23 protein-coding genes and 1 pseudogene are annotated in these 23,331 nt (G+C 60.8%); 15 read left to right on the forward strand and 9 right to left on the reverse strand.

Annotated elements, in window-relative coordinates; all coding sequences use genetic code 11:
• Window positions 1-366 precede the first annotated feature (366 nt).
• The gene (locus ACS4RS_RS26345; RefSeq protein ID WP_439012979.1) at window positions 367-1,065 is read right to left on the reverse strand and encodes a DUF1223 domain-containing protein; all 699 of its coding nucleotides are present in this window, start codon (window positions 1,063-1,065) and stop codon (window positions 367-369) included.
• A gap of 71 nt (window positions 1,066-1,136) precedes the next feature.
• Between ACS4RS_RS26345 and ACS4RS_RS26350 the strand changes: the two are divergent.
• Window positions 1,137-1,382 (forward strand): annotated as a pseudogene (locus tag ACS4RS_RS26350) (molybdopterin-dependent oxidoreductase); the annotation flags it as partial.
• 235 nt (window positions 1,383-1,617) lie between these two features.
• Here ACS4RS_RS26350 and ACS4RS_RS26355 read toward each other — a convergent pair.
• From ACS4RS_RS26355 to ACS4RS_RS26365, 3 genes are all read right to left on the reverse strand, one after another.
• Window positions 1,618-2,397: a TSUP family transporter gene (locus ACS4RS_RS26355; protein ID WP_439012981.1), complete on the reverse strand. Its 780-nt coding sequence runs from the start codon at window positions 2,395-2,397 to the stop codon at window positions 1,618-1,620.
• 86 nt (window positions 2,398-2,483) lie between these two features.
• A complete protein-coding gene (locus tag ACS4RS_RS26360; RefSeq protein WP_439012982.1) occupies window positions 2,484-3,362 on the reverse strand; it encodes an MBL fold metallo-hydrolase in 879 nt (292 codons plus the stop codon).
• Window positions 3,355-4,854: an aminotransferase class V-fold PLP-dependent enzyme gene (locus ACS4RS_RS26365; protein ID WP_439012983.1), complete on the reverse strand. Its 1,500-nt coding sequence runs from the start codon at window positions 4,852-4,854 to the stop codon at window positions 3,355-3,357. Before ACS4RS_RS26365 ends, ACS4RS_RS26360 begins: the two co-directional genes overlap by 8 nt.
• A gap of 96 nt (window positions 4,855-4,950) precedes the next feature.
• Here ACS4RS_RS26365 and ACS4RS_RS26370 point away from each other — a divergent pair, with 96 nt between their 5' ends.
• Window positions 4,951-5,433, forward strand: a complete 483-nt coding sequence (locus ACS4RS_RS26370; RefSeq protein WP_439012984.1) for a winged helix-turn-helix transcriptional regulator — start codon at window positions 4,951-4,953, stop codon at window positions 5,431-5,433.
• Window positions 5,434-5,509: 76 nt separating this feature from the next.
• On the opposite strand, the gene ACS4RS_RS26375 is transcribed toward ACS4RS_RS26370, so the two are convergent.
• On the reverse strand, window positions 5,510-6,085 hold the full coding sequence (locus ACS4RS_RS26375; protein ID WP_439012985.1) for a peroxidase-related enzyme: 576 nt from the start codon (window positions 6,083-6,085) through the stop codon (window positions 5,510-5,512).
• The gene (locus ACS4RS_RS26380) at window positions 6,082-6,564 is read right to left on the reverse strand and encodes a CMD domain-containing protein (RefSeq protein ID WP_439012986.1); all 483 of its coding nucleotides are present in this window, start codon (window positions 6,562-6,564) and stop codon (window positions 6,082-6,084) included. The genes ACS4RS_RS26375 and ACS4RS_RS26380 overlap by 4 nt, the downstream gene beginning before the upstream one ends.
• Before the next feature lie 159 nt (window positions 6,565-6,723).
• Between ACS4RS_RS26380 and ACS4RS_RS26385 the strand changes: the two genes are divergently transcribed.
• From ACS4RS_RS26385 to ACS4RS_RS26410, 6 genes are read left to right on the forward strand one after another with little or no spacing between them, the layout of a single operon-like run.
• A complete protein-coding gene (locus ACS4RS_RS26385) occupies window positions 6,724-7,722 on the forward strand; it encodes a LysR substrate-binding domain-containing protein (RefSeq protein ID WP_439012987.1) in 999 nt (332 codons plus the stop codon).
• Window positions 7,719-9,194 (forward strand): NAD(P)-binding domain-containing protein, encoded by a 1,476-nt coding sequence (locus ACS4RS_RS26390; RefSeq protein ID WP_439012988.1) that lies wholly within the window; start codon window positions 7,719-7,721, stop codon window positions 9,192-9,194. The genes ACS4RS_RS26385 and ACS4RS_RS26390 overlap by 4 nt, the downstream gene beginning before the upstream one ends.
• 7 nt (window positions 9,195-9,201) lie before the next feature.
• On the forward strand, window positions 9,202-9,942 hold the full coding sequence (locus tag ACS4RS_RS26395; RefSeq protein WP_439012989.1) for an ATP-binding cassette domain-containing protein: 741 nt from the start codon (window positions 9,202-9,204) through the stop codon (window positions 9,940-9,942).
• Between the two features lie 15 nt (window positions 9,943-9,957).
• Complete coding sequence (locus tag ACS4RS_RS26400; RefSeq protein WP_439012990.1) at window positions 9,958-10,776, forward strand: transporter substrate-binding domain-containing protein; 819 nt, start codon at window positions 9,958-9,960, stop codon at window positions 10,774-10,776.
• Between the two features lie 55 nt (window positions 10,777-10,831).
• Window positions 10,832-11,539: an ABC transporter permease subunit gene (locus tag ACS4RS_RS26405; RefSeq protein WP_439012991.1), complete on the forward strand. Its 708-nt coding sequence runs from the start codon at window positions 10,832-10,834 to the stop codon at window positions 11,537-11,539.
• Between the two features lie 19 nt (window positions 11,540-11,558).
• On the forward strand, window positions 11,559-12,251 hold the full coding sequence (locus ACS4RS_RS26410) for an ABC transporter permease subunit (RefSeq protein ID WP_439012992.1): 693 nt from the start codon (window positions 11,559-11,561) through the stop codon (window positions 12,249-12,251).
• Between the two features lie 232 nt (window positions 12,252-12,483).
• Here ACS4RS_RS26410 and ACS4RS_RS26415 read toward each other — a convergent pair whose 3' ends face one another.
• The 3 genes from ACS4RS_RS26415 to ACS4RS_RS26425 all read right to left on the reverse strand — a co-directional run bounded on the left by ACS4RS_RS26415 (window position 12,484) and on the right by ACS4RS_RS26425 (window position 15,318).
• Window positions 12,484-12,873, reverse strand: coding sequence for an ester cyclase (locus ACS4RS_RS26415; RefSeq protein WP_439013271.1), 390 nt, complete (start codon window positions 12,871-12,873; stop codon window positions 12,484-12,486).
• A gap of 153 nt (window positions 12,874-13,026) precedes the next feature.
• Complete coding sequence (locus tag ACS4RS_RS26420; protein WP_439012993.1) at window positions 13,027-14,085, reverse strand: LLM class flavin-dependent oxidoreductase; 1,059 nt, start codon at window positions 14,083-14,085, stop codon at window positions 13,027-13,029.
• Between the two features lie 183 nt (window positions 14,086-14,268).
• Window positions 14,269-15,318 (reverse strand): LacI family DNA-binding transcriptional regulator, encoded by a 1,050-nt coding sequence (locus ACS4RS_RS26425; protein ID WP_439012994.1) that lies wholly within the window; start codon window positions 15,316-15,318, stop codon window positions 14,269-14,271.
• A gap of 264 nt (window positions 15,319-15,582) precedes the next feature.
• Between ACS4RS_RS26425 and ACS4RS_RS26430 the strand changes: the two genes are divergently transcribed.
• From ACS4RS_RS26430 to ACS4RS_RS26460, 7 genes are all read left to right on the forward strand, one after another.
• Window positions 15,583-16,647, forward strand: a complete 1,065-nt coding sequence (locus tag ACS4RS_RS26430; RefSeq protein ID WP_439012995.1) for a sn-glycerol-3-phosphate ABC transporter ATP-binding protein UgpC — start codon at window positions 15,583-15,585, stop codon at window positions 16,645-16,647.
• A gap of 59 nt (window positions 16,648-16,706) precedes the next feature.
• The gene (locus ACS4RS_RS26435) at window positions 16,707-17,942 is read left to right on the forward strand and encodes an ABC transporter substrate-binding protein (protein WP_439012996.1); all 1,236 of its coding nucleotides are present in this window, start codon (window positions 16,707-16,709) and stop codon (window positions 17,940-17,942) included.
• Between the two features lie 141 nt (window positions 17,943-18,083).
• Entirely contained in the window at window positions 18,084-19,019 is a 936-nt protein-coding gene (locus tag ACS4RS_RS26440; protein ID WP_439012997.1) for an ABC transporter permease subunit, read from the forward strand.
• A gap of 5 nt (window positions 19,020-19,024) precedes the next feature.
• On the forward strand, window positions 19,025-19,879 hold the full coding sequence (locus ACS4RS_RS26445; protein WP_439012998.1) for an ABC transporter permease subunit: 855 nt from the start codon (window positions 19,025-19,027) through the stop codon (window positions 19,877-19,879).
• On the forward strand, window positions 19,876-21,621 hold the full coding sequence (gene araD / locus ACS4RS_RS26450) for an L-arabinonate dehydratase (RefSeq protein ID WP_439012999.1): 1,746 nt from the start codon (window positions 19,876-19,878) through the stop codon (window positions 21,619-21,621). Before ACS4RS_RS26445 ends, araD begins: the two co-directional genes overlap by 4 nt.
• A gap of 10 nt (window positions 21,622-21,631) precedes the next feature.
• A complete protein-coding gene (locus tag ACS4RS_RS26455) occupies window positions 21,632-22,435 on the forward strand; it encodes an aldolase/citrate lyase family protein (RefSeq protein ID WP_439013000.1) in 804 nt (267 codons plus the stop codon).
• A 10-nt stretch (window positions 22,436-22,445) separates the two neighbouring features.
• Entirely contained in the window at window positions 22,446-23,330 is an 885-nt protein-coding gene (locus ACS4RS_RS26460; RefSeq protein WP_439013001.1) for an SMP-30/gluconolactonase/LRE family protein, read from the forward strand.
• Window position 23,331 lies beyond the last annotated feature (1 nt).

The raw sequence follows: 23,331 nt of genomic DNA on the forward strand, positions 1-23,331 counted from the left end.
CGGAAATGTCGGCCCCTTTTTCTAGGTAAGCCAATACGCAGCCAACAGTGCCACAGGCATCAGGAGGCCTGTAAGTCAGGTCAGGCCGCGCCAACGCATCAGGCTCGACCGTAAAAAGCCGAGGAGCTTCATGGCGAGCAGTGACGCGACGAGTGCCTCCCGCGGGGAGTTTGCCAAATCCGAGCATGTATTGCTTTCCCGAATTGCCAATCCATGACGTGCTACCGACGCGCACGACCATGTGGTATCTTAACCTGCCGCTCTTGCGCTTCGACAGGTCATTGTTGCTGTGATTCTGTCCATGAGCCCCCGCTTGCACCATTGCCTTGCCGTCTCGGAAGGAAGCGAGGGTGGACGCAGCGTTCCTCAATCGCTCGCCGCGGCAAGGATCCTTCCACCCTTTCGTTCCTGGACGATGATGGCCCTTTTCAGGCTCCCGCTCACAGCGGGGATCGGAAACGCCACTATCTCGCCTTGCCACGTGCCGAGACGCTGCAGCCCGTGCACGACATGGGCATGCGCCAACGTCTCGCCGGCATTTTCGCCTCTGGCGACCGGAACCTGCACGATGCCCTTGTCATAGCGCACCAGCCAGATATCGGCTGCAGCCGGCTTTTTTGGGGCGGCGTCGACGACAACGCTGTTTGCCGATAGTGCGATGCGGGGCCCGGACAGAGCGGGCTCGGAGGCGATGACACGGCGGATCTCAGAGAGATCGTAGCCGACGATTGACTGATGACCGTTGATGACCATCTGCGGCGTGAACGCGCCGGATTGACCGAGCGCAGGCTCATAGGTCACCTGCCGGTCAGTGAATTCCTTCTTCCCGAAACTGTCCTTCCAGCCGAGATAGTCCCAGTAGGTGACCGAAAAACTCAGTGCCAGCACGTTGGGATCGCTGCTGAGCCTGACCAGATTGGCGTTGGCCGGAGGGCAGGAAGAACAGCCCTGGCTGGTGAACAGTTCGACGATCGCCGGTGATTGCCCGGCGAGGACCTGCACGGCGGAGCTGCAAGTCAAGATCGCCACGGCGATTGCGAGGTTCAAGCCAGTCGAGTGTTTCATGGCATTACTCCCTTGGTGGTTGCCTCTCCCCCTCCTTCGCAACGGAAGCACCACTCGTTACAGCTTCACGCTTTTGTGACGGCTTGCTGGAACAGACGCTGGACGATAGCCGAACCCATTCTGAGAGCTTCGATCTCATCGACGCCTTTCACCGCGGACGATCCTCGCCTGCCAGATGAACGGTAAGGATCTGGAGGTTTGCCCACGGCGCGCCGCTTCACCTGCGCGTCGAACGCCACCTCGGCTTCAAGCATGCGAAATATCTGATGAGGATCGAGATCACGGAGAGTTTCGCCGGCCAGTGGGGCGGCAAGGGCATCGCCGGTTTCGCTATCGACGAACTCGCAACGCCGATCCCAGCAACAGAACTTGCATTGACCGCTCGCCGCCAGCGCGCCGATCGGCAACGATCCCCCGCAGCTCCGCAAACGGCGCCGGCAATCGCTGTACCTCATCGAGCACCGTTAAATGCCCGACTTGAGCTTGGAGGAACGCTTCCGCGTCTGAGGATGTGGAAGCACAAAAGCAAATCGACCGGGCACCAACGGCGAGCTAGCCGAGGAGGGTGCTCCACGCCATGGCGATGCCGAACATGAGGATGACGCCCGCAAAAAGACTGTTGAGCGCAGATTGATATGGCCTGAGCCGGTGCACAAGTGTGCAGCCGAGGACGGCGCCGAACGCGCCTCCGGCGATGAAGACAGCGGCCAGCGGCCAGTCGACGAGACCTGAGAAGGAATAGGTGGCAGCCGTCGTCGAACCGAACGCGACGATCGCGACCAAAGAGGTCGACACCGCATTGATCGTTGGCATACCGGTCGAAAACACCAGGCCGGGGACAATCAGGAAACCACCGCCTATTCCGAAAAAGCCCGAGACGACGCCACTCCCACCACCAATCGCAAGAACCTTCCTTGTGTTGCGACGTTCGAAGACGCAGCTATTTTCGCTGGCGACGCTTATTCGGCGCAGCATCAAGATGGCGATGGCGATCATCAGCCCCGAGAAATACAAAAGCAGATGGTTCCCATCGAGCATCTTTCCGATCGATGCGCCGAGCAGCGCTCCGAGGATCCCCGTCGCGCAGTATAGTCCTGCATATCGCCATATCACTGTTCCCCGGCGCGCATGCATGACCAGACTGATCAACGCATTCGCGGCAACGGCAACGGCGCTGGTGGCAATAGCAGTATGGGCGTCGGTCAGTCCCACTGCATGAATAAGAAGCGGGACGGCAAGGATGGAGCCGCCGCCGCCCAGAAGGGCGAGGGTGAAGCCGACCAGAGCGCCGCTGAAAGTCCCCATCCCATATTGAAAAAGATCTAACGACATTTCTCCGGATCCCGCTTGAGCATGGAATGTTCAGTCGTTCAACTCGGCGGGCGCGGTGCCGTATCGCCGAGCGGCGATCGGGTTGCTCAGCACCAGACGGAACCTTGAAGGGCGCCTATCGGGAGCTTGAGATAGCGAAGGCCGTTGCCTTCGGGTTCCGGTAGCCGGCCGCCGTTGATGTTGACCTGCAGCGCGTGGAGTATGAGCTTCGGCATTGGCAGCGTCCGATCCCGTGCCTCCCGAAGGGAGACGAACTCTTCAGCGCAAGCACAATGCGCGACATGTATGTTTTCCGCCCTCTGACGTTCCACCGTGCTCTCCCAGAGCGGCGGCCGGCCGCCGGGCTGATAGTCGTGCCCCACGAAGACGCGCGTATCGCCGGGCAACGCCAAAATGTTCTGAATGCTCGACCAGAGAGACCGGGCGCTACCACCGCGAAAGTCCGCACGGGCAGTGCCGCTGTCCGGCATGAAGACAGTGTCATGAACGAACAAGGCGTCGCCGGCCGCGTAGGTGATCGAGGCAAGTGTGTGGCCGGGCGAATACATCACGCCGACCTCGATATTCCCAATAGAGAAGGTGTCGCCGTCGAAGAAAAGCCGATCCCACTGGCTGCCGTCGACGGGAAGATCCGGCCGATTGTAAATCTTCGACCAGATTTTCTGAACGTCCGTCACGCGGTTCCCGATGGCCGTCGGCGTGCCGGTCAGTTCCTTCAGATAGGCGGCGGCTGAAAGATGATCGGCATGCGGATGAGTGTCGAGAATCCAGTGTAGCCGCAGGTCCTGACCCCGAATGTGGTCCAACAGCATCTCGGCGTTGTGGGTCGTTGTCGATCCTGACTTTTCATCGAAGTCGAGAACCGGATCGATGATCGCACAGGCCTTCGTCTGCGGATCGCTGACCACGTATTGGATCGAGGAGGTAGGCGGGTCGAAGAAGGCGGCGACGTCGGGTCTACGCACAGACCGCCTCCTGTCGAGCGGACGCGATGGGCGAGAAGATCGCCCGCGCGGGATCGAAGACGTAGAGGGCAACATACGCCGGTGCATCCCGCGCGAGTTGCGCCACCGAATCCAGAATGAAGGAAACCTTTTCGTCCGAGGTAAGTACGCTCAGGTTGAGCCGCGTGAATCCGGGTTTCTCGATTTCGTTGCCATCCAGGATCGCCTGGCGCATGCGCTGCGACGTCGGGGTGTCGATGGAAAGCAGTCGATGCACGTAGGGGCCAGCGCAGGCGCAGCCGCCACGGGCCTGAATGCCAAACCGGTCGCTGAGCATCCGCGTGACCAATTGCTGATGGATGAAGCCGCCCTTGCCATCGCGCACCCGAAACGAAAAGATCGGCAGGCGTGGGATCGAGGTGGAGCCAAGCAGCTCGATCTCCGAAACGTCCTTCCACGCAGCGAAGGCGCGCCGCGTGTACTCGTCGTTCAGCCGCTTGATTTCATCAACGCCGATCGCATCCTTGACGAGAAAGGCAAGTGCCGCGCGAATGTCGCCGATGACGTTGGGGGTACCTGCTTCCTCCCGAGACTCCAGGCTGTCGCTGTAATCATGACCCGTGGGTGAAACAAATTTAACCGTGCCGCCACCGGGCCAGGATGGCTTGTTCGTAACCACCGCGTCGTGCCGCACGACCAATACACCGGAGGCCCCTGGCCCGCCCAGGAACTTGTGAGGAGACACGACGATCGCGTCGATTTCGGCACCATGCTCAGGTGTCATCGCAATCGGCACGTAGGGTCCGGCCCCTGCATAGTCCCAGACGACTTTGGCGGCCGCTGCCTTGGCAATCTTCGTGAGCGCCGCGACGTCTGTCAGAATGCCGGTGACGTTCGATGCGGCAGAGAACGAGCAAATGGTCAAATCTGCGCAGGCATCCTCCAGGGCCTTCTGCAACATGACAGGATCGGGACCGCCATCGTTGCCCTCGGCAATTTCGATGACCTCCGCTCCGCTCTCGCGCCATGGCAGGATGTTCGAGTGGTGTTCATATGGGCCAAGGACGACGCGGACCGTTTTGCCGGCCGCGATCGCATCGGTGACCCCCAGCAGGTTCACCAGCCGGTTGAGGCCCGCAGTCGCGCCGGATCCGGCAAAGATGACGGCATGCTGTTTATCGGCTCCGCAGAGTTCTCCAATGACTAAGCGTGCTTCCCGTCGAAGGCGGGTCATCATCCCTCCGCAGTAGGATGCCTCGGTGTGGCTGTTCGCGTAGTACGGAAGGACTTCTTCTAGGATGAATTCTTCGATCTGTCCGAGCGCGCGCCCTGAAGCCACATAATCGGCATAGACGAGGTCCTTAGGGCCGAACGGGCCGTCGACCTTCGCCTTTAAGCCTATCAGTCCCGCCCTGAACCTGCCGATGGGATCGGCTTGATTGAGGTCGCTCTTGAACTTGCCGAGAACGGTGGAGAGTTCTTTTGATGGGTAACGCAAAGCCCGTTCCTGCATTGTCATTCTCCACGAAGAATTTGACAACAATTCTAATCTGCATCACGGTCGAGAACTTCACCAATTTTTCGAGAAGAATGGGATAAATCGGGTCATATGATCGATAAAAATCCAAAACTTGATGAAATTGATCTGAGAATTCTGACTTGCGTGCAGCGGGATTCTTCGCTTTCTCAACGTGACTTGGCCGAGCAGGTCGGTCTGTCACAGAACGCTTGCTGGCGCCGGCTTCAGCGCCTTTATGCGACAGGTGTCATCAAGGGATCGCGCGCTTCCCTCGATTTCGAGGTGCTCGGGTTTGATCTGACAGTGATCGTGATGGTTCGAACGCGGCATCATTCAAAGGAATGGTCGGAAGATTTTCGCAAGCACGTCGACCGCATGCCGGAAGTCGTCGATTTTTACCGGATAGGCGGCGACTGGGACTACTTGATCAAGGTCATCACCAAAGGAATGTCGGGCTATGACGCTTTCTACCAGAAGCTGATAACGAACTTCGATCTTGCGACGGTGACCGGCTATTTTTCGATGGAAGCTATCATAAGCAATCGCGCTGTGGACCTGATGCGCACGCGGTGACGCGTCCGCTGGACCCGCGGCGAGCGAGCTCCAGAGCGCGTGACGCGATGCGGGGGCCTTCCACCTCCCGAAACACCTAGTCCTTTACCGGTTCGCCGAGCGTATGCATCAGGCGGTTCGCCCAACCGAAGATGGCAGACGACAGCACGAGGTCCAGGGATTCAAGCTCGGAAAGACCGACGTCCGCCAGCGCCTGCGCGTCGGCGTGCGTTGCTTGCGGCGGCGTCGTCGACAGATGTGCGGAGAAATCGAAGATGGTTTGAAGGTGCTCGTCGAGTTCGGCGTCGAGCCCATCGGCGAAAATGGCGTCGATCACGTCAGTCCGCTTGGTATGGCTGATGAACCGGGAGGCATGCACGGCGGCGCAATAGACGCAGCGATTGACGACGGACGCGGCGGTGGCGCCGAGTTCGCGTTCTCCCGGTGAAAGCCCGTCCTTTCCGTACATGATCAGGTTGAACAGCGGTGAGCGGACAGCCAGCGATTCCGGATCGTGCGCAAGCGTCAGGACGTAGGCAGAGATGCCTTTGTTGGAGGGCGTGACCTGCATTGCCTCCCGCTGCTCGTCGGTCGCAGTTTCAAGATCGACGGGAGTGACGTAAGGCTGCCAGCGCGGAACCTGCGTGGTGAAGGCATGGACGACTTCGCTCATTGTCTTCCTCCGATCAGTGCCAGCCCTGCAATGACGCGAGCCTGATAATTGACGAAGGCTGCAAGCTCCGACAGCCGGACGATGTCGGCGTCAGTCACTCCCGCACTGCGCAATCGCGCTATGTGGTCGCGGGTGGCTTCGCGCGGCGCGACGGTTAATCGGTCGGCATGGCGGACGATTTCGGCCGTGCGCTCGTCGTCTGCGCTCGTACCCGTCTGAGCGAGCGCGGCAGTGGCTGCTTCTCCCGCGTGAGCGACAAGACCATCGTAATGGGTCGCGAGCGCCTGATTTCGATTGTGTCGGGCCATACGGGCAGCGAGAGCAGCCCTCAGCCCATGTGACAGGCCGCCCGGATCGCGAGGCAGGAGGACGGCGTTGTGTGCTGCCTCGCTCAAGCGCAGGATTTCTGCGCGTTTCTGGATGGCCTCGGCGAGCGCCGAGCCCGGCCGCACCGAGGCGAGGGTTTCGATAAGTGTCAAAACACGCTCCTTTGCATTTCGTTGCAATGCGTAGGGTAGATCTAATTTCTCTATTATGTCAAAGTAGCATGAAGAGGCGAACAGAATGCGAAATTGTTATCTATTATCCACTAATTTTATAGAACTCTCATGCTTCAAAAACATGAAGGTGCATGGTTGATGGCATCCATGCATGGTAACTCGATCGACATTCGACAGCTTGAAGCCTTCGCAGCGGTGATGTCTGCCGGCAGCGTGACGGGAGCTGCCCGACTGCTCGGCCGCTCGCAACCTGCCGTGACGCGGCAGATACAGGATCTGGAAGCCGATCTCGGCTACCCACTTCTCCACAGAAGCGGGCCGAGGATCCAGCCGACGTCGCGAGGCCTTCGCTTCCACGCCGAAGTAGAGCGGCACCTCGCCAGCCTCGGCCATATCCGCGAGAAAGCCGAGGCGATCGGTCGGGAGGAACCATTGACATTGACGGTCGCCGCGACTCCGTCGCTCGCCGCAGGAATTCTGCCGCAGGCGCTGGCGGCCATTGCTCCGGATCTTATTCCGCGTCATCTGCACATCCAGGCGCTCGCGGCCGAGAACGTCGTGCAGGCGGTGCTCGCGCGATCGGCCGACCTGGGAATATCGAGCCTTCCGCTCGAGCATCCGGGCCTCGACATCCATTGGATCGCGGAAGCGCCCTGTGTCGTCGCCATCGGCCTGGACGATCCTCTGGCCGGCAACGATGTCGTCAGTTTGGTCGATCTCGCCGATCGTCGGATCATTACGCTCGCAAATCCATACCGTCTCCGCCATCGCATCGACGAGGCTTTTGAAAGAGCGGGGGTCGGGCCGGACCGCATCATCGACGTGAACGCTTCGCTGACGGCGCTTTCGCTCGTCCGTGCAGGCCTGGGCGTCGCCATCGTCGAACCGGCGACCGTCTACGGCGTGCCACTGGAGGGCATCGTGGTGCGCGCGGTCGATCAGACCATTCCCTTCCTCTTCGGGGCGATCTCTGCTGCGGCATTGCCGCTTACGCCGACGGTCTCGGCCGTCATCGACGCCGCGCGCGCGCAGGCTTTGTTGATACCGGGGTGCCGTCTGCTTGAAACGAACGGCTCGGAGACACTCGCCGACACCGTCTACGGACAAGCTGCAATCGTCGAAGGAGCGCACGCATGAGCAACCTTTCGGCGTTTCCGGATGGCATCGACGCTCTCGAAGCAAGGCTCCGTCAGGATCTTGACTGGCTGGAGCTGCCCGCCAAGCCATGGGTGCCTGTCCGCACCGTGGAGGGCAAGGAAGTCATCGACGTCGTCGTCATCGGTGGCGGAATGGCCGGCCTCGTCGCTTCAGGGATGCTGAAGCGTCTCGGTGTTGCCAACCACGTCGTGCTCGACAGGGCTTCCGCCGGGCACGAAGGGCCATGGGTCACCTTCGCCCGCATGCGAACCCTCCGTTCTCCCAAACAGCTCACCGGCCCGGCCATGGGGCTGCCTGCGCTCACCTTCCGCGCCTACTACGAGGCGCTCCATGGCCGCGAGGCATGGGTTGCGCTCGACCGTGCGCCGCGTGAGACCTGGATGGAGTACCTCACCTGGTACCGCCGGGTCCTCGAGCTTCCGGTCCGCAACAGAGTCTCCGTCAATGAGGTCATTCCGCGCGACGATGGTATGCTCGACGTGTCCTGCAGCGAGGACGGTCGCAAGCAAACGATCATCGCGCGCCACGTCGTTTTGGCGACCGGGCGCGATGGCCTCGGCGGCCCCTTCGTGCCTGATATCGCTGACAACATTGCCCGAAGGTTCTGGGCGCACACCGCCGACGCGATCGATTTCTCGGCACTTGCCGGCAAGCGGGTAGGGGTGATCGGCGCAGGCGCGTCGGCCATGGACAATGCCGCGACCGCTCTCGAAGCAGGAGCTGCTCGCCTCGACATGTTCGTGCGCCGCAAGGAGCTTCCACGCATCAATAAGTTCACCGGCATCGGAAGCCAGGGCGTCGTCCATGGCTTTGCAGGGCTGCCGGACGAATGGAAGTGGCGATTCCTGGACTACGCCATGGGCCAGCAAACGCCGCCGCCAAGGCCGAGCGTGCTGCGCGTCAGCTCCTTCGAACAGGCTCATCTTCATCTGGAAAGCCCGATCACCGGGCTGAAGCAGGAAGACAGCGAAATTGTCGTGACGACGCCGAAGGGCGGTTATCGCGTCGACTTCCTCATTTTCGGAACGGGATTCAAGGTCGACCTCACCGAGCGGCCGGAACTAGCCGCCTTCGAACCTCATATCCGCCTCTGGCGCGACCGCTTCCCGACGCCCCCCGGGATGTCCAACGCCGAACTGGAAGGCTCGCCCGATCTCGGAGATGCGTTCGAGTTCCTGGAAAAGGTGCCCGGCGCATGCCCGGCTCTGGCAAAGATCCATTGCTTTAACTTCCCGGCGACGCTTAGCCACGGCAAGCTCACGGGCGACATCCCGGCAATCAGCGAAGGAGCCGACCGCCTGGCGCGCGGGATCGTAAGGTCGCTCTTCGTTGCCGACCGCGAGAAGCATTTCGAAAATCTACAGGCCTTCGACACGCCGGAACTCCTCGGAGACGAGTGGTCCGACGCAGAGACCGAAGTCCCTGCCGAACTATCCTCCGAAAGGAACTGAGACCGAGATGCTTGAGATCAAGAATTTGAAGCTGTCCTACGGGAGCACGCAGATCTTAAACGGGGTCGACCTGACGGTGAAGCGCGGCGATGTGGTGTCGATCATCGGACCGAGCGGAACCGGCAAAACGACCTTGCTGAAGTGCATCAACCACCTGGTCAAACCGTCCTCGGGAACGATAGCATTCGACGGCATCCGGATGGATTTCAGCCGTCCCGACAAAAACGCGGTGCAGGCGATCCGTCTGCGCACGGCAATGGTATTCCAGCAGTTCAACGTCTTCAAGAACATGACGGTCATCCACAACGTCATGGATCCTCTCGTGGTCGTCCAGCGCAAGTCCAAGGACGAGGCGCGCAAGATTGCGCTTCAAGAACTCGAGCGCGTCGGCCTTTCCGACAAGCTCGACAACTATCCATCGCAGCTCTCCGGCGGCCAGCTCCAGCGAACTGGCATCGCCCGTGCACTGGCGGTCAAGCCGGATGTGATGCTCTTCGACGAGCCGACGTCGTCGCTTGATCCCGAACTCGTCAATGAGGTCCTGAAGGTCATCAAGGATGTGACCTCATCGGGGATAACCTCGCTGCTTGTGACTCACGAGATGCAATTTGCGAAGAACATCTCAAACCGCATCGTCTTCATGGACCGGGGCGTCGTCGCTGCCGACGGCACCCCGACTGAAATCTTCGACACTCCCTCCAACCCGCGCCTTGCTCAGTTCTTGAGTTCCGAGCGAGCGATCCAGTAAGAAAGGATGCCTGAAATGACTTCCAAAAGTTCAATCTCGCGCCGTCGTCTCGGTCTCGCCGTAGGCGGCGTCGCGATTGCCTTGGCAGCCGCCTCGTTCGCGCAGGACGTTCGGACGATCAAGATCGCCACGGCGGCGGAATCAAAGCCGCTCTCCTGGGGCGCCATCGGCGTCGAGCCGCAGGGCTACGAGCCCGATGTTCTCAAGGCGATTAACGCCAAGCTGCCCCAATACAAGTTCGTGATGGAAGGCGCCGCCGACATCGCGCAGGAGACAGGTCTCGCTACTGGCAAGTACGACATCGCGACCGGCGGCTACTACCGAGCGCCCGCTCGCGAGAAGCAGTTCCTCATTCCGGAGGCCCCGATCGGTGCCAGCCTGATCAAGATCTACAGCCGCAAGGACAGCGGGATCAAAGAGATGAAGGACCTCGTCGGCAAGAAGATCGTTCCCGTGACGGCGGGTGGCGGCATCTACAAGTTCGCCACCGCGTGGCAGGAACAGAACCCCGACTACAAGATCGAGATCACGGCTTCGAGTGCCGGCATTCCGTATCCCGACCGCCTGAAGGAAGTCGAGAACGGCAAGTACGACGCGCTGGTTCTGCCGTCCAATCTCGGCGAGCAGACTGTTATCGATCAGCAGAAGCTGAACGTTCAGGCGAGCGAACCGGTCGCGATCAACAACACTTTCATGCTGATCCACCGCTCCGAGGAGAACAAGGCGCTTTCCGCCGACATCGACAAGGCTCTGAAGGAACTCAAGGCCGACGGCACGCTCGCCAAGCTGTCGCAGAAATGGTTCGGCGAAGACATCACCACGTACATGAAGTAACGCCGGGCTGCGAAGCAGGCGATCAGGCTGAGAATGAAAGAAGGAGTGTTCCGAAGTGGACCTATCCATTATGATCCCAGAGCTGTTATCGGCACTGCCGCTGACGCTTGCGATCACGTTCACGGCCATGGCCGCCGGCTTCGTGCTGGCCTTGCTTGCGACGACCTTGCGGGTGCGAAGGAGCCCGGTGATCAGCCATTTGGCAGATCTCTATGTATCCTACGCCCGCAGCGTGCCCGTCGTGCTCCAGTTGTTCGTCGCTTTCTACGGGCTTCCGGTGCTTGTCGGCGCGTTCGGCGTCGACGACTTCGTGTCCCCGACCGTCGCGGCAATGCTTGGCTTGAGCCTTTACCACGGCGGCTATCTATCGGAGGTCATGCGCCCTGCCTATCTCGCCGTCGAGCGCGGGCAGCACGACGCCGCGGACAGCCTAGGATATACGTTCCGCCAGAAACTCCTGCGTGTCCTCGCGCCACAGGCGGTGCACATCGCACTGCCCGGCTATGGAAACTCGATCATCTACCTCATCCATAACGTGGCGCTGGTGATGTATATCGGCGCCGCCGACGTGATGGCGACGGCCCATCTCGTCATGGAGCGCGACTACAACCAGTACCAGTTCGAAACGTACCTCGTGCTGGCGGTGCTCTATTCGGCACTGTGCCTGTTGGCCTGGCTCATCGTCCGCTCCTTCGAGCTTCGCTCCGCAAAGTTCGCTCTGAACGCGACGCCGAAAAGAACCGCGCTGATGGCAAGCGCCTGATACGGGAGAAGACCGTCACATGTTCGATCTCGAAGTTCTTCTTCCCGACCTCTGGGATATCCTTGGCGCCGTGCCTTTGACCCTGGCAATGGCGCTCGCCATCTTCGTTCTGTCCACCGTGGTCGGCAGCCTGTTCGCGATGGTCGAATACCGCCGGATCCCAGTGCTGCGCGAGCTTGTCGTCGCCTACAAGATCGCCTTTAAAGGCGTGCCGATGGTGATCGTGATCTTCCTGGCCTACTACGGCCTTCCTCCGACCCTTGAATTTCTGGCCTCATTGGTCGGCATCGACTTCAACGGTCATTCCACGCCCAATTGGGTCACCCTCGTTGTCGCGCTGACGGCATGTGTCGCGGCCTTCCAGGCCGAAGTCGTCAAAGGCGCCTTGAATTCGTTCGATACTGGCCAAGCCGATGCGGCCTACTCGTTGGGCTACAAGAAGAGCCAGCTTTTCCGCCGCGTTATGCTTCCCCAAGTGATTGTGGCTGCCATTCCCGACCTTGCGAACTCGTTCATGGTGATCATGAAGGCTCTGTCGCTCGGGTTTGCGATCGAGGTGGTCGATATCTTCGCCCAGTCGCAATTGACCGCAGCGTTGAACTTCTACTACCTCGAGGCCTTCCTCGTCGCAGTTGTCATCTACATGGTGATCGCGTATGCCGTAACTCAGATTGCCGATAGGACCGAGCAAGCCCTTAGGATGCGGACCTAGGAGCGGCGAACCTCGGCTGCGAGTGAGGCGGAGCGGCTGCTTTGCCACGGTCGACCCGCTACGTGGCTGTCGGATCCAACAGTTCGAAGTCCGTCTTTTGCCAAGGCTCGCGACTGCGGGATCGAGGTGAATACTGTCGATCCGGGCTATACTCTGGATGCGAATGGACCGATGCGCTATGACTCAACGGCCGTGCAGATTCTTCCTCGGCAAATGCCGTGTTCTTAGGAGATCATCTAAGCTGGCCCTCGATGGCGGCCTTGTCGATAACTGACCAAACCTCTTGGATCCGGCCTTCACGAAATTCGTAGAAGACGTTTTCCGCGAAGGTAATCTTGCGCCCATTCACCGGAAGGCCGAGAAATTCCCCTCGCGGCGTGACATCGAACCATAGGCGAGCTGCAATGTGGGGTGGTTCGGTGACGAGGATCTCAATCCCGAAATGGAGATCCGGTATTTGCTCGAAGTTATCTTCGAGCATTCGGCGGTATCCCTCAAGGCCGAGCGTCATCCCGTTGCGAACGACATCATCCTGCACGAAGCGTCCGAGATTTTCCCAATCTTGACTGTTAAGGCAGCCGATATAGTCGCGGTAGACGTTTGGAAGATCAACTTTCATCATGACCGACATCGCATATCCTGTGAATGTTCAAAGCTCGCGCTCGAATGCGCCCGCGTCAAGCGAGCTATTGCGTCTACCGAGAGTCATTGTGCTTTCAGCAGGCCCAGCCTGCTGCTCTTGGGTAAACGTGCGATGTTTCAACGGCCCGTTCTGTCACAGCGGTCCATGATCCAGCCGTGGCAAGACAAGACGGGCGAAAAGATCGGCCTCGGTGGTGTGCGGGTAGCCCGAGAGAATGAAAGCTTCGATCCCTTCCGCGCGATAGGCCTGCAATTTTGCCAGAACCTGATCGGGATCGCCGACGATCGCAGCGCCGCAGCCCGAGCGGGCGCGGCCGATACCTGTCCAGAGGTTGTCCTCGACATAACCCTCGCTGCCGGCCTGGTCGCGCAATTCGGTTTGGCGCCTGACGCCGACGGACTGACTGTCGAGTGATTTCGCCCGGATGGCTGCACCCACAGCGTCATCGAGTTTCGACAGAAGCCGGTCGGCGGCAAGTCGTGCCTCGGATTCTGTTTCGCGGACGACGACGTGCACGCGGTAGCCGAAGCGCAGCGAGCGGCCACGCGCCTGTGCCCGGCTGCGAAGATCGGCGATCGTCTCGCGGACGGCTTCCATCCGGTCCGGCCACATCAGATAGATGTCGGCACCTTCTGCCGCTGCTTCACGGGCATCCTCGGATAGGCCGCCGAAATAGAATTGCGGGCAGCGTCCCGACAGCGGAGCGATCCGCGGCGGATCGACCTTCAGCTTCCAGAAGGTGCCGTCGTGATCGAGCGGCTTTCCATCAAGCAGCGTGCGTAGGATCGACATGGCTTCGATGGTGCGGGCGTAGCGCGGGCCGCTCGCAAGCGTTTCTCCCGGCATCTCGCTGGAGATGATGTTGACCGAGAGGCGGCCGTGGGCGATGCGGTCGATGGTAGCGATCTGGCGGGCCAGCTGCGCCGGCCAATTTTCACCAATGCGAACTGCCATCAGGAGCTTGATCCGGCGGGTCAGCGTCGCCATCGCCGAAGCAAAAGCCGTCGTGTCGATGCCAAGCGCATAGCCGGACGGAAGTAGAATATTGTCGAAGCCGCCGCTTTCGGCCTGAAGGACGATATCGCGACAGTGTTCGAAGCTCGATAGCAGCCGTGGATCAGGCCAGCCGAGGAATTCGTAGTCGTCGTCGCACAGGGCGGAAAACCAGCTGACTTCGCAGGCGGTGGTCATATTGAGGGTGTCTCCGGTCTCGTCGGGGCGATCTCGCGCAGCATTTCTTGATCGGCCCGGTCTCTGGCGCAAGTGTCTCTGATAGCAGCCGGTGCCTGTCGAAGGAAGGAACTGCGCTTCTGTCCTTCCCTGTTTGGCAGATCAATTTTCGAAGCGGTTGCCGCGTGCGGCAGATTGTTTTCGTCAACTGCTTTGCCGATGAAGCAGCGTGAAACGGGTATCGATGACCGTAGGCTTCCTTTCGCCGTTATCGGCTATGCGCTCAAGGATCAGGCGCGCAGCCTCCGTGCCGATCAGATCTCCTGGCGGGCGGATGGTGGTCAGCGAGGGATTTGAGGCGGCGCTGAAGCTGAGATCGCCGAAGCCGATCACCGAAAGCTGTCCGGGAATGTCGATTCCGAGCCGCTGGCATTCAAAGATTACGCCGAGCGCCACGTGGTCGTTGGAGCAGGCAATGCCATCCACTTGTGGAAATTTCCGCATCGTTTCGCCAAGCAGCATGGCGCCAACTTCGGCGCTCGACGGTGCCGGATGCTGGATGATATCGACGATAGCACCCGAGGTTTTGCGAGCTTCCTCTACAAATCCTTCGGCGCGGTGCGTCGCTCTTTTGTCTTCCTGCATGCGGGCGCCGAGAAAGACGAGGTTGCGGCGATTTCGTTGAACAAGGTGAGCGGCCATCGAGCGGCCGACCTGTTCGTGGTGGAAGCCGACCGCCATCTCGATAGGCTCGGATCCGAGTTCCCAGATTTCGACCACCGGCACGCTGCTCTCGCGCAGCAGCTTCCTGGTCGCATTGCTGTGGCTCAGCCCCGTCAGCACGATTGCCGCCGGCGCCCAGGACAAGGCCATGCGCACGAGGTTTTCCTCCTCGCGCTCGCTGTATTCGGTGTGGCCGAGCAGCACCTGCAGCCGCTCCTTGCCCAGTTCGGCCTGCATGGTCGCAACTGTTTCGGCAAAGAAGGCATTGCGTACGGATGGCACGATAATGCTGACGGCGCGCGAAGAGGCGGCGGCGAGCCCTCCCGCCATCAGGTTCGGGACATAATTGAGAGCCTCGATGGATTTTGCGATCGCCTCGCTGGCCGACGCCGATACGGCGTCCGGCTTGCGCAGATAGAGCGAGACGGTCGAAGGCGAAACCTCGGCCCGTGCCGCGACATCCATCATCGTCACTCGCTGCATCTTGCGGCGTTTTCGGGTCGGCTTTGCGGAGCGTCGAGTATCCACCATATATCCCGCCAAACATAATAGCGCTATTATTTCAAGGCATGATAACCCATAGGTCTCCGTTGAACAATTGCCGTCGACTGGAAATGCGGCATTTGACTGATAAAACTGGATAAATCGACAAATTTGCCGTCCCGGGCTGGGTTCGGCTGAATTCACCCGCGGCGATATTCAGCACACAGACTTGCCAAAAGAAATCGTAGCGCTATTATTATAGCGAGAAGTCAAGATGGGCATGGGATGAGGTCCCGTCTCGGGGAGGTTTGAATGGCGGGAGTGAGCCTACGGGCGCTGGACAAGAGTTATGGTGCCCTTCGGATCGTCAAGGGCATCGATCTTGAGATCGCCGACGGCGAATTCGTGGTCTTCGTTGGCCCGTCGGGCTGTGGCAAATCCACAACCCTGCGCATGGTTGCCGGGCTGGAGGCGATCACCGGCGGCGAGGTCAGGATCGGTGACCGTGTCGTCAACCGGCTGGCGCCGCGTGAACGGGATATCGCCATGGTCTTTCAGGACTATGCGCTTTATCCGCACAAGACGGTTCGTGAGAATATGGGTTTCAGCCTGAAGGTGCGCGGGATCAACGCCGGAGAAGCGGCGGTACGGGTGGACGAGGCCGCCAACATGCTCGGGATTTCTCACCTGCTCGATCGCCGGCCTGGGCAGTTGTCCGGCGGCCAGCGCCAGCGCGTCGCCATGGGCCGCGCCATCGTGCGCCGTCCGCAGGTCTTTCTCTTCGACGAGCCGCTGTCCAATCTGGACGCCAAATTGCGCGGTCAGGTCCGCACCGAAATCAAGAAGCTGCATCAGGCGATCGGCACGACGATCATCTACGTGACCCATGACCAAGTTGAGGCTATGACGCTGGCCGACCGGATCGTCATCCTGCGCGGCGGCGAGATCGAGCAGGTCGGGACGCCGGACGAAGTCTACAACCGCCCGGCCAGTGTCTTCGTCGGCGGCTTCGTCGGATCGCCCGCTATGAATTTTGCCAAGGCAAAGGCTATTGGCGACCATCTGGTATTTTCCAATGGAGACCGCCTGTTGCTGTCGGCGATCCAGGCCCCCGCCGTCGATGGCCGCGAATTTATCGTCGGTATCCGTCCGGAGCATTTTGCGGCAAACGCGTCAGACGTTGCCCTGAGCTGTCGCGTTCAAGTCGTCGAGCCGCTCGGCTCCGATACGCTTGTCCATTTCGCCGTCGGCAACGAGACCCTGACGGCCCGGATGCCGCCGGAGACGCGGGTCAAGGCCGGCGAAACGCTGAAGATCGGCGTGGACCCCGCGAAAATCCATCTTTTTGACGCCGCAACGGAACGCGCCGTCCATTGACGACCCTGCGCGGGGAGGATGCCAACATCGCGCGACCAAATATCAAACGGGAGGAAATCATGATTGTTTCGAAATTAACCGGTGCATTGTTCTGCGGTGCGATGCTGGCCTTCGCGGTGCCGGCTTCGGCCGAGACAACGCTGAACATCTACATCTCCAGCCAGCACCAGCCGGACGTCTGGCGCAAGGCGCTCGACAAGTACGAAGCCGCCAATCCGGATGTGAAGGTCAAGATCGAGACCGGCGGCAACACGTCCGAAGCCCAGGCGCAGTATCTCAATACCGTGATGTCGGCCAAGGACACCTCACTCGACGTTCTGATCCTCGACGTCATCCGCCCGGCGCAGTTTGCGGCTGCCGGCTGGACCAGCGATTTCGCGGGCAAGGACATGTCCTCCTATCTGCCGGCCTATGCGGGCGCCAACACCGTCGATGGCAAGGTGATCGCGCTGCCGGCCTTCGCGGATCTGCAGTTCCTCTACTATCGCAAGGACCTTCTGGAAAAATACGGTATCGAGCCGCCCAAGACCTGGGATGAGCTGAAAGTTGCCGCCAAGAAGATCGCCGAAGGCGAAGGAAAGACCGATCTTCAGGGCCTGTCCTTCCAGGGCAAGGCGATCGAAGGCGCGGTCTGCACCTTCCTGCTGCCGTACTGGAGCCAGGGCAAGATGCTGACCGACAACGGTCACCTGACCTTCGATCGCGACGCGGCGATCAAATCGCTCAGCCTCTGGAAGAGTTTTGCCGACGAGGGCGTAGCCAAGAAGAACATTGCCGAAGTCGGCACCGACGACACGCGGAAGGAATTCCAGGCTGGCAACGTCATCTTCGCCGTCAACTGGTCCTATGCCTGGGCCCAAGCTCAAGGCAAGGACTCCGCCGTTGCCGGCAAGGTCGGGGTTGCTCGTCTGCCGGCCGTGACCGGCGGCGAGCAGGCAACCTGCCTCGGCGGCTGGGAATGGGGCGTTTCCGCCTATTCGCAGCATCAGGACGAAGCAAAGAAGCTGGTCGAGTACCTGTCGTCCCAGGATGTCTCGAAGTTCATGGCAATCAACGGCTCGCTGCTGCCCACCTATGCCGGTCTTTATCAGGACGCCGAGGTGACGAAGAGTGCGCCGTGGTTTGCCGATGCGCTGCAAGTGGTCGAGACCGCCAAGCCGCGCCCGGTAACGCCGCGCTATAACGAAGTGAGTGAAGTCATCCGCACCACGGTCAACGCCGTTCTTGCCGGCGTGACCACGCCGGAAGATGGTGCCGATCAGATCGGCGCACGCTTGAAACGCATTCTGCGGTAAGGACCCCTTCACTCCTTGCCCATTCCCCTCCCTTTCCTCCGGGGAGGGGAAACCTTCTCAAGGCGGAAGAGCAGCATCCGGTTGCAACGGACGAGGCATCGGCCTTGCCCTCCAAACCTCTCAACGTTTCGGAACGAGACCATGGCGACGACAACCACACTCAAGGCGACGGATACGCACGAGCATCAGCCGGCGGTCTGGACTCGTTGGCTCGATCTCGGGGACCGTGCTCTTGCCGTTTTGCTCCTCGCACCGGCCGGTCTTCTTCTCGCATTGATCATCGTCTATCCGGTCTGTCGACTGATCTATACGAGCTTCTTCAACTTATCGCTCACCTCCGGCCTGCCGGCGGAATTCGCCGGGCTGGATAACTACCGCCTGATGATCGACGATCCGGTATTCTGGGAAACCACCTGGAATACGATCCTGATCACACTGATCACCGTGCCGGGTGCACTTTTGGTGGGGCTTGCACTTGCGCTGCTCGCCAACCTCCCCTTCCGAACGCAGTGGCCCGTGCGGCTGTCGCTGCTTATTCCCTGGGCTTTGCCGCTTTCCTTTGCTGGTTTGATCTTCGCGTGGTTTTTCCACTCGGAGTATGGCGTCGTCAATGATGTGCTGAACCGCCTCGGGTTCGAGGGGATCATCTGGTTCAACTCGCCGAACTGGGCCTTCGCCGCCATCTGTCTGACAATCGTCTGGAAGACGTCGTCCTTCATGGCGCTGATCATCCTGGCCGGCCTGCAGACCATCCCGCGCTCGCTTTACGAGGCGGCAGACGTGGATGGCGCCGGACGGCTGCGGCAGTTCTTCGAAATCACCCTGCCGCTTTTGAAGCCATCAATCGTCGTGGCGCTGATCTTCCGCACCATTACCGCGCTGCAGACCTTCGACATCCCCTACATGATGACAGGCGGCGGGCCGGGCACATCCACCGCGACGCTTGCCATGTACATCCACCAGAACACCGTGTCCTTCCTCGATCTCGGCTACGGATCGGCGCTCGCCGTCGTGATGTTTGCGCTGTCGATGTGCGTGACGGCGGTCTATCTCCGCATGATCCGGACCAAGGAATAGCATCCATGAGCACGACAACAGTCCACCGTTCGGCCTCCTTCCTGTCCGGCAAGCCGCTGCGTTTCACCGCTGCCGGTATCCTTCTGGTGAACGGCATGTTCCCGGCGCTCTGGATCCTGTTTACATCGCTGAAGACCGAAGCCGAGCTGACGGCAAAGCCCATTACCTGGATCCCGCATGCGCCAACCATTCAGAACTATGTGCAGGCCTTCTCCGACCAGCCGCTGCACATCTTCCTGTTCAACAGCTTCATGGTGGCGTTGCTCTCGACCGCACTGACGCTGTTCGTCGCGGTGCTGGCTGCCTATGCGCTCGCCCGGCTCAATCTGACTTATCGCGGGCTGATCCTGTCGCTGATCATCGCCGTTTCGACATTTCCGCTGGTGACGCTGCTGGTACCGCTGTTCGAAATCATGCGGGCGCTCAATCTCCTCAACAGCTGGACGGCGCTGATCCTGCCCTACACCGTGCTGAGCCTGCCCGTCTGCACGCTGATGCTGGTCTCCTTCTTCGAGGGCATTCCCCGCGATCTGGAAAATGCAGCGATGATCGACGGCTGCACCCGCTTGGGCGCGCTGTTCAAGGTCGTTGTGCCGCTCTGCGCGCCTGGTGTCTTCACGGCCGGCATCCTCGCCTTCGTCAATGCCTGGGATGAATTCCTGCTGGCCCTGTCGTTCAACTCCAACCCCTCATTGCGCACCCTGCCGGTCGGTATCCAGCTTTATCAGGGCGAATTCGCCTTCCCCTGGCCGGTGATTTCGGCAGCGCTGGTCGCCGGCATCGTGCCAGTCGCCATCCTCATCGTCATCTTCCAGGAGCGTGTCGTCTCCGGCCTGACTGCGGGGGGCATCAAGGGATGAGCGACGTGAAGAAGAGACGCGATCTTTCGGAACTGCGCAGCCAGCGCTGGTTCGCCTCGGATGATATGCGTGGTTTTGCCCATCGGCAGCGTACACAGCAGATGGGCATGCGCCGCGACGAGTTCATGGGCCGGCCGGTGATCGGCATCATCAACACCTGGAGCGAGATGAGCCCCTGCCATGCGCATTTGCGCGATCGTGCCGAGGCGGTGAAACGCGGTGTCTGGCAGGCGGGCGGCTATCCGGTCGAAATGCCGGCGCTTTCCGTCGGAGAGGTCATGGTGAAGCCGACCACCATGCTCTACCGCAACTTTCTCGCCATGGAATGCGAGGAACTGCTGCGCTCGCATCCAGTCGACGGCGCCGTGCTGCTCGGCGGCTGCGACAAGTCTACACCGGCGCTGCTTATGGGCGCGATCTCGATGGATATTCCGGTGATCTATTGCCCGGCAGGCCCGATGTCGAACGGGCAATGGCGTGGCACGAAGACAGGCGCCGGCACGCATACCAAGAAATATTGGGACGAATTGCGCGCCGGCAATATCACGCAGTCGGACTGGATCGACCTCGAAAGCCGCATGACGCGCTCGGCCGGCACCTGCAACACCATTGGCACCGCATCGACGATGACATCGATCGTCGACGCCATGGGGCTGACGCTGCCAGGCGCCTCGTCCATCCCCGCCACCGATTCCGGTCATCCGCGCATGGCATCGGCCTGTGGCGTTCGGATCGTTGAGATGGTCTGGGAAGATCTGAAACCCTCAGATATCCTGGACAAGGCGAGCTTCCTTAACGGCCTGGTTGCCTATATGGCACTCGGCGGCTCCACCAATGCGGCCGTTCATCTGGTCGCCATGGCGCGCCGCGCCGGCGTCGATCTGTCGCTTGACGATATGGCGGCGATGGCCGGCAAGGTGCCGGTGGCAGTCAACGTCTTTCCATCGGGCGAATACCTGATGGAGGATTTCTATTTCGCCGGCGGTCTTCTGGCGCTTCTCAACAAGTTTTCGCGTCACCTCGATCTGACGCGACCGACGGTCAATGGCCAGACGCTTGGCGACAATATCGCCGGCGCGGACTGTTGGAACGACGACGTCATTCGCGGCGAAGACAATCCGGTGGTGCCGCTGTCGCGCGGCAAGACGCTGGAAGTTCTGCGCGGCAATCTGGCGCCGAACGGCGCCGTCATGAAGTCTTCCGCGGCCAGCCCGAAATTCCTGAAGCATGTCGGCCCGGCCATCGTCTTCGACAATCCGGGTGTCATGAACACGACGCTCGACGATCCCGATCTCGATATCACCGAGGATACGGTCATCGTGCTGCGCAATGCCGGCCCGGTGGGTGCACCGGGCATGCCGGAATGGGGCAATCTGCCGATTCCCAGGAAGCTTCTGAAGCAGGGTGTGCGCGACATGGTGCGCATCTGCGATGGCCGGATGAGCGGTACGCACTATGGCACCTGCATTCTGCATGTCTCTCCCGAGGCCGCCGTCGGCGGACCACTGGCCCTCCTGAAGACCGGCGACCTCGTCGAACTCGACGTTTCCGCCGGGACCATCAACATGCGGGTCGATGAGGCGGAAATCGTCCGCCGCCGTGCGGCATGGAGACCGGCCCCGCCGACTTATCAGCGGTCCTTCGCAGCCCTTTACCAGGAGCATGTCAGCCAGGCCGATGAGGGCTGTGATTTCGATTTCTTAAGCGGAACGGCCGTGGTGCCCGATCCGGCGATCTATTGAGGAGACGACCATGAGCCTGACCAACCATTTCAAGGCATGGCTTGCCGAAAAGGACCGGGCAACACCGCTCGGCACCTGGCTGATGGCCGCAGCGCCGGCAACAGCCGAGGCGCTCGGCTATACCGGCTTCGATTTCCTTGTCGTCGATATGGAGCATGTGCCGGTCGAGGTTTCGGATGTCGCGGGCATCCTGCGCGCCATCGGCTGCACGCCGGCCGAGGCCGTGGTGCGCCTTGCCTGGAACGACCAGGTGCTGGTCAAGCGCGTCCTCGATGCTGGCGCGCGCACGGTCATGCTGCCATTCGTGCAGACCGCCGAGGAGGCCCGTGCGGCCGCGTCCTACACCCGCTATCCGCCACAGGGCACTCGCGGCGTCGCCGCCGTTCATCGTGGCTCGAAATTCGGCTCGATCCCAGACTATCTGAAGCGGGCGAATGGTGAAGTCTGCACGATCGTACAGCTCGAAACGCCGGAGGCGATCGAGCGGCTGCCGCAGATCTCCGCCGTCGATGGTATCGATGCACTGTTCGTTGGTCCGGGCGATCTTTCGGCTGCCATGGGCCATATCGGCAATATCGCCCATCCGGAGGTCCAGGCGCTGATCGAGAAGGCGGCCAGGGACGCGCATGCCGCCGGCAAGCCGGTTGGCATCGTCGGTCCCAATCCCGATATGGTGAAGCGCTTCCTCGGCTACGGCTACGACTTCGCGGCGATTGCGTCCGATATCGCGATGATGACCGGCCGCGCCAATGACTGGCTCGGCGCCCTGAAGGGGCAGGCGGCTCCTGTCGCGGCATCAGCTGCTGCCTATTGAGGATACGTTCATGCGTACCTGCTTCGACCTCGTTCTCGATGCAAAGACGTTGCTCGGCGAATGCCCTCTGTGGTCGGTTGCCGAGCAGGTGCTTTATTTCGTCGATATCAAACGCTGCAGCATCCATTGTTTCGACCCGCAGACGGGCGGCTTGACGACGCTTGAGCTATCGGAAGAGGTCGGCTGCATCGGCCTCGCCGCAGGGGGCGGCTTCGTGGCGGGGTTGCGGTCGGGAATCTGGCTGATCGATGCGCACGGCGGGCCGGTTCGCAAGCTCGCCGACAATCCGGAGGACCAGACGATCAGCCGCTTCAATGACGGCATGGTCGATCCGATGGGCCGGTTCGTTGCGGGAACGGTGGATGAAAGCCGCCAAAAGGGCATTGCCGGACTTTACCGGTATGACCGTAACGGATTGGCGAGACTGGCCGATGGCCTCCTCACCTCGAACGGCGTCGCTTTCTCACCGGACGGACGCCGGCTTTATCATGCCGATACGCTGCGCTACACGCTCTACACCTATGATTACGCGCCGGAAACCGGCACCGCATCTAATCGGAAGGTCTTTGCCCGCTTCGGCGGTGAAACGGACAAAGGCCGCCCGGATGGCGGCGCTGTCGATCTCGAAGGCTGCTATTGGACGGCCCTGTTCGAGGGCGGCCGGGTGCAGCGCTACGGCCCGGACGGCGCGCTGCTGGTCGAATACCCTGTTCCTGTCAGATGCCCGACAATGGTCAGCTTTGGCGGTGCGGACATGCGTACGCTCTTTTGCACCAGCGCCAGTATCGGCCGCTCCGGGGCCGAGCTTGAAGCCTTCCCGCTCTCCGGCGGTCTCTTTGCCATGCGCACCGATGTCGCCGGGCTGCAAAAACCTCTCTTCAATCCGGAAGTCTGAT

The sequence above is a fragment of the Rhizobium sp. F40D2 genome (genome assembly GCF_051810745.2).
In the GTDB taxonomy this organism is placed as follows: domain Bacteria; phylum Pseudomonadota; class Alphaproteobacteria; order Rhizobiales; family Rhizobiaceae; genus Rhizobium.

Coding starts and splice junctions, on each gene's coding strand:
- ACS4RS_RS26415 (WP_439013271.1), bottom strand. CDS start 12,873: ATGATGAAAGTTGATCTTCCAAACGTCTACCGCGACTATATCGGCTGC.
- ACS4RS_RS26435 (WP_439012996.1), top strand. CDS start 16,707: ATGATTGTTTCGAAATTAACCGGTGCATTGTTCTGCGGTGCGATGCTG.
- araD (WP_439012999.1), top strand. CDS start 19,876: ATGAGCGACGTGAAGAAGAGACGCGATCTTTCGGAACTGCGCAGCCAG.
- ACS4RS_RS26430 (WP_439012995.1), top strand. CDS start 15,583: ATGGCGGGAGTGAGCCTACGGGCGCTGGACAAGAGTTATGGTGCCCTT.
- ACS4RS_RS26345 (WP_439012979.1), bottom strand. CDS start 1,065: ATGAAACACTCGACTGGCTTGAACCTCGCAATCGCCGTGGCGATCTTG.
- ACS4RS_RS26385 (WP_439012987.1), top strand. CDS start 6,724: ATGGCATCCATGCATGGTAACTCGATCGACATTCGACAGCTTGAAGCC.
- ACS4RS_RS26375 (WP_439012985.1), bottom strand. CDS start 6,085: ATGAGCGAAGTCGTCCATGCCTTCACCACGCAGGTTCCGCGCTGGCAG.
- ACS4RS_RS26420 (WP_439012993.1), bottom strand. CDS start 14,085: ATGACCACCGCCTGCGAAGTCAGCTGGTTTTCCGCCCTGTGCGACGAC.
- ACS4RS_RS26425 (WP_439012994.1), bottom strand. CDS start 15,318: ATGGTGGATACTCGACGCTCCGCAAAGCCGACCCGAAAACGCCGCAAG.
- ACS4RS_RS26365 (WP_439012983.1), bottom strand. CDS start 4,854: ATGCAGGAACGGGCTTTGCGTTACCCATCAAAAGAACTCTCCACCGTT.
- ACS4RS_RS26355 (WP_439012981.1), bottom strand. CDS start 2,397: ATGTCGTTAGATCTTTTTCAATATGGGATGGGGACTTTCAGCGGCGCT.
- ACS4RS_RS26400 (WP_439012990.1), top strand. CDS start 9,958: ATGACTTCCAAAAGTTCAATCTCGCGCCGTCGTCTCGGTCTCGCCGTA.
- ACS4RS_RS26460 (WP_439013001.1), top strand. CDS start 22,446: ATGCGTACCTGCTTCGACCTCGTTCTCGATGCAAAGACGTTGCTCGGC.
- ACS4RS_RS26455 (WP_439013000.1), top strand. CDS start 21,632: ATGAGCCTGACCAACCATTTCAAGGCATGGCTTGCCGAAAAGGACCGG.
- ACS4RS_RS26370 (WP_439012984.1), top strand. CDS start 4,951: ATGATCGATAAAAATCCAAAACTTGATGAAATTGATCTGAGAATTCTG.
- ACS4RS_RS26395 (WP_439012989.1), top strand. CDS start 9,202: ATGCTTGAGATCAAGAATTTGAAGCTGTCCTACGGGAGCACGCAGATC.
- ACS4RS_RS26390 (WP_439012988.1), top strand. CDS start 7,719: ATGAGCAACCTTTCGGCGTTTCCGGATGGCATCGACGCTCTCGAAGCA.
- ACS4RS_RS26445 (WP_439012998.1), top strand. CDS start 19,025: ATGAGCACGACAACAGTCCACCGTTCGGCCTCCTTCCTGTCCGGCAAG.
- ACS4RS_RS26440 (WP_439012997.1), top strand. CDS start 18,084: ATGGCGACGACAACCACACTCAAGGCGACGGATACGCACGAGCATCAG.
- ACS4RS_RS26410 (WP_439012992.1), top strand. CDS start 11,559: ATGTTCGATCTCGAAGTTCTTCTTCCCGACCTCTGGGATATCCTTGGC.